5 protein-coding genes and 1 pseudogene are annotated in these 4,523 nt (G+C 71.3%); 1 reads left to right on the top strand and 5 read right to left on the bottom strand.

Features of this window, described 5'->3' with window-relative positions; all coding sequences use genetic code 11:
- Positions 1-123: pseudogene (locus IE294_RS46340) on the bottom strand (5,10-methylene tetrahydromethanopterin reductase); the annotation flags it as partial.
- 496 nt (positions 124-619) lie between these two features.
- Here IE294_RS46340 and IE294_RS46335 point away from each other — a divergent pair.
- Positions 620-802 carry an RNA polymerase subunit sigma gene (locus tag IE294_RS46335; RefSeq protein ID WP_229918254.1) on the top strand — a complete coding sequence of 61 codons (183 nt, stop codon included), beginning with the start codon at positions 620-622 and terminating at the stop codon, positions 800-802.
- Positions 803-874: 72 nt separating this feature from the next.
- Here IE294_RS46335 and IE294_RS46330 read toward each other — a convergent pair whose 3' ends face one another.
- From IE294_RS46330 to IE294_RS46315, 4 genes are all read right to left on the bottom strand, one after another.
- On the bottom strand, positions 875-1,540 hold the full coding sequence (locus IE294_RS46330; RefSeq protein ID WP_189895328.1) for a DUF3566 domain-containing protein: 666 nt from the start codon (positions 1,538-1,540) through the stop codon (positions 875-877).
- A gap of 658 nt (positions 1,541-2,198) precedes the next feature.
- The gene (locus IE294_RS46325) at positions 2,199-2,792 is read right to left on the bottom strand and encodes a DinB family protein (protein WP_189895327.1); all 594 of its coding nucleotides are present in this window, start codon (positions 2,790-2,792) and stop codon (positions 2,199-2,201) included.
- A gap of 66 nt (positions 2,793-2,858) precedes the next feature.
- Positions 2,859-3,323 carry a pyridoxamine 5'-phosphate oxidase family protein gene (locus IE294_RS46320; protein WP_189895326.1) on the bottom strand — a complete coding sequence of 155 codons (465 nt, stop codon included), beginning with the start codon at positions 3,321-3,323 and terminating at the stop codon, positions 2,859-2,861.
- Positions 3,324-3,435: 112 nt separating this feature from the next.
- Entirely contained in the window at positions 3,436-4,350 is a 915-nt protein-coding gene (locus IE294_RS46315) for an EamA family transporter (protein WP_189895325.1), read from the bottom strand.
- Between the last annotated feature and the right edge of the window lie 173 nt (positions 4,351-4,523).

Raw genomic sequence — 4,523 nt, 5'->3', positions numbered from 1 at the left:
CGCGATGGCGACCATGGCCTTGATCCGCTCGCGCTCGGTCGGAGTCCGCCCCGTGGTCGGGTCCGGCGTGACATCGCCGACCGAGAAGATCCCGAACTGGGTGGGTGTCGCGGAGTGTTGCACTGATGTCAAGGGGATGTCCTCGGACTCGACGGGCCTGGTCCCTCGACGCTATGGCGCTGATTCGCCCCGACTGACTTGTCCGTGCACAGCTCTGTGACCTGTAGTGCACGGTGTGCGCGCCCGCGCGTCCGGACCGCTCGACGGCCTTGTCGGAGGCTGTGTCGTGTGTCACGCCATGTCGTGTCACGTCCGGGTGGACGGCGGTGTCCTGAGGGCATGACCTGGCGGCGGCGGTGGGCAAGTCCGTGGTGACGGATCACCGAGCAGTTCATGTCCGCGGTCCAGGTGGCGACCGGTGACCTGGAGGGGCTGCTCTCGCTGCTCGCACCGGACGCCACCTGGACCGCGGACGGCGGCGGCAGGACCCGCGGCGCGGCGGCCGGTGGTGGGGGCGGCAGGACTATCACGGTGCGGCGGCCGGTGATGGGGCTGAGAAGGGGTCGCGGTCCTCCTGCGGATCTTCCGCGGAGGACGGCCGGCAGGCCCGCGGATCAGGGTGGTCACCTGCACCGACGCGCCCGCGACGGTGGTCCACGGCGGCGACCGCCCGGACACCGTCTCCCTGGTCGGGATCACCGAAGGGAAGATCGCCGCCGTCTACGCCGTCTACGCCGTCTACGTCGTCCGTGCCCCGGAGGCGCTCGCCGGGGTGGCGGTTGCGCGCCGGATCAGCCGCTGAGGAGGCCGGGACGTACGTGGCTCCCTCGTACCCGGGTCGTCGTTGCCCGGCGGACGTTCGGCCCCGGGCACGTCACCGCGACCACGACCGCGGCCGGGGGGTGCGCCCGCGCAGGGAGCGGCGCACACGGGCCCGGGCCCTGGCCATGGCAGGCAGGACCCGGGCAGCATCCGGGGGCAGGTCCAGATCGTCGGTCACGGACACCTCGACGCCTCCGCTGTACAGCGACGACAGGTTGTAGAGGAAGGTGCCCAGCGTCGCCAGGCCGGTGCCCAGGACGACTTCCACGGTGACGACGCCGATCGCGATGGCCACGACGGTGCCCAGGTCCGGCAGGACGTCCGGCGCCATGGCCTCCATCAGGATCCAGAGGACGACCGTGGTGGCGAACGCCAGGATGCCGACCCCCGCGAGGAGCAGGAAACTCGTCACCATCACCGACCAGGGATCCCCCTCGGATATCCGCATCCGGATCGTCCGGGGCCCGGGGGCGGCAGCCGCGCCGGCCGCGGGTGCGGGTCCGGCGCCCTCGGCAACACCGGACTCCTCCGACTCTCCCCACCTCCCCGACTCCTCCGGCTCCTCCGACTCCTTCGGTTCCTTCACCGGAACCGACAGCTCCGCGGGGTGGGGAGGTGCGGTGGACCCGTCCTCCGGGGAACTGCGGGCTCCGCCGCCCTGCGTCCCTGCCGTCTGCTCTCCGGCGGTGGTGGGGGGCCTGCGCTTGGCTCGACTCATGCCTGTCTCCCTGACTGGCCCGGCAGCCTTCGCAGTGCCCTCCGCCATCGAACGGGCCTCCGTCGACCGCCCGGCGGCCTCTGGGGCCCTGCTGGTCCGTGCATCCGACCGTATGGGCGACAGGGGCGCCCCCGCACCCGGACGAGGTCCCGCAGACCGGCCCCGGGAACCGGCCGCGACGGCACGGGAGCCGCCTCACGGCGGGCCGGACCCCACTCGCCGAACGACACCGGAACGTCCCCGGGCGACACCGCCGAATGGGTGTACGAGTGTGTCGGCCGTACGACGGACACATGCCCCGAAGGACTGAATCCCGACCGGCACGGCGACGACCGGCGCCTCGGTGCCCCGGCCGCTCAGGGCCGGTACGCGTCCGATCCCGCCGAGCGGGGGCGGAGCCGGTAGCCGATGCGTAGTCCGCCCGCACCGATACGGCGATGCCGGCGGCAACTGCCGGTCACCACGCCACCTGTGGTGATCGCGTAGCCGAAGGGCGCCCGGTCTCCCACTCCTCGTGGGTGTGGGCCGCGGGAGAGGCGAGGAGACGCACCGCCGCCGGTCGTCACTCCATGCCGGTGTTCCCCACCGGCACACCCCGCCATGTCACCGCCTGCCGCCTGCCCAAGCGGGGCGCGCGGGTGTGCGTGGCCGGCACGGGTCAGGCGCCTCGGTCGGCTTCCCGGGCCGCGTGCTCCAGCCGGCTTCGATAGGTTTCCCACCACGCCGGGTCGCCGGGCGCCACGGCGTCGTTGCCCTTGTTCATCCCCACGGCGCCGTCCAGGAGTTCGCGGACGATGTCGGCGTGCCCGGCGTGCCGGTGTGTATCGGCGATCACGCGCACCACGGCGTGGTGCAACGTCACCTCGTCCTTGCCGTCGGGCCACCACGGCACCCTGCCGACTGTGTCCAGCGCCAGCGCCTCCACCGTCGCGTCAGCGTGCCGCCACGCCCGGCGGTACAACTCCACGATGAACTCGCGTGACTCGTCGGCGGTGGCCCACATGTCCGCGTTGGATTCAGCACCTTCGTCGAGCCAGGGCAGCGGCTCGCCGGACGGCCGTCCGAAAATGTCGCCGAGATATCCCAACTCCACGCCGGCCGCGTGTTTCACCAGGCCGAGGAGGTTGGTGCCGGTAGGCGTCAGCGGGCGGCGGATGTCGTACTCCGAGAGCCCTTCGAGCTTCCACAGCAGGGCATCACGGGCGGACTGAAGGTAGCGATGAAGGTCTGCTTTGGGATCCGGTGTGATCATGCGGCAAGTCTGTCGCCCGCGCGATCTCCCCACACCCCATTTCCGCCACTCCGCGCGCCCGGGCGGCTAGTGTTCCAGCCACATCCCGTCGCGCATGATGACTCGACCGCGCAGTTCCGGCTCACCGCGCCAGGCGCGCACAGTCCTCGGGACGACGCGCACATACATAAAGGAACCCTCTTCCACACGTGGGTCCCACCCGAACTTGTCGGCGAACGCCTCCGCCGCGGCTGCGGGCACCTCCTGGTCCAGGAAGCACTCCGCCTCACCCTGGAGGAGCACCACGTCGAAGGTGTCCGGTAGCGACAGGCGCACGCGCGGCTCTTCGCGGACGTTCCGCACCGTCACGGAAGTGGCGCTGGTGCACATCCACACCGCTTGCCCGTCCCACGAGAACCACAGCGGCACCTGGTGCGGCCCGTGATCAGGGTGAGCCGTCGACACCCACATGTCCCGCTCGGTGACGAGCCGCTCCAGAGTGTCGCGCATACGCTCCGCCGTCCGGCGGCGAACGATTCCCGTGGTCTCCATGAGGGCCGACCCTAGCCAAGCAGGCACGAAGCGCGCCTGAGGCGCAGGACCTACGCCCAGCGACCGATGAACCCCTCAGCGCCTGGCTGAACCCCTCAGCTCTCGGCCCGGCCTACTGGGCGTCCGGGCCGGTGCCGCGGGTGGCGCCCGCCGACGCGGCCACCACGCACAGCACCGCCAGCCACTGCGACCAGTGCAGCGACTCGTGCAGCACGACGAGGCCGATGAGGGCCGCCATCGCCGGTTCGAGGCTCATCAGGATGCCGAACACGCGCGATGGGATCCTGCGCAGTGCTTCCAGATCCAGCGAGTACGGGATCACCGACGACAACAGTGCCACGCCGAGCCCCGCGAGCAGGACCCACGGCTGGATCAGTGCCGTTCCGCTGTCGGCCACGCCGAACGGCACAGCCACCAGCGCCGCGACGGCCATGCCCAGGGCCAGGCCGTTGCCCTCCGTGGTGTGGCGGCCCAGTGCCGCGCCGAGCAGGATGTACAGCCCCCAGCACGTTCCCGCGGCGAGGGCGAACAGAAACCCGACGAGGTCGAGGTCGCCGCGTCCCTCCATCAGCAGGACCAGACCGCCTGCCGCGAGCAGGGCCCAGAACGCGTCCAGCCATCTCCGCGACCCGGCCAGCGCCACCACCAGCGGCCCGAGGAACTCGGTGGTCACCGCGATCCCCAGCGGAATCCGGGACAGGGCCAGGTAGAAACACAGGTTCATCAGGCCGAGGACCACGCCGTAGCCGACCACGACCGTCCACGCGCGACGGCGCATACGCGGCGACGGCCGCCACACCACCACCAGCACCGCCGCCGCGAAGAACAGCCGTAGCGCGACCGTCCCGAAGCTGCCCACCGCGCTGAACAGGTGCTTGGCCAGTGCCGAGCCCACCTGCACGCTGACGATGCCGAGCATGACCAGCGCCGTCGGCGGGATCGCACCGAAGCCACGTCCGGCCGACGCGGTCAGAGAGAACCGGGGGGACGGGCCGCCTTCGGCCGTGCCGACGTTCATGGTGGCCATCCGGGGATTATTGACGGCCGGGCAAGACGCGTCACGTGGTTTTCCCGGCCGTGCCCGGCCGCGCCGAGTGGCCTGCTAGTGTCCTGCGCCGGAGATCCGTCGGCAGAAGCGGGCAAGGGAGTCGAGGATCTCCTCGGCTGTCTTGGTCCAGATGAACGGCTTCGGGTCCTCGT

It is taken from the genome of Streptomyces canarius (genome assembly GCF_014650735.1).
Lineage (GTDB): Bacteria > Actinomycetota > Actinomycetes > Streptomycetales > Streptomycetaceae > Streptomyces > Streptomyces olivaceoviridis.
The sequence above is the reverse complement of the archived record's forward strand: the minus strand, read 5'-3'. Positions and strand labels throughout refer to the sequence as shown.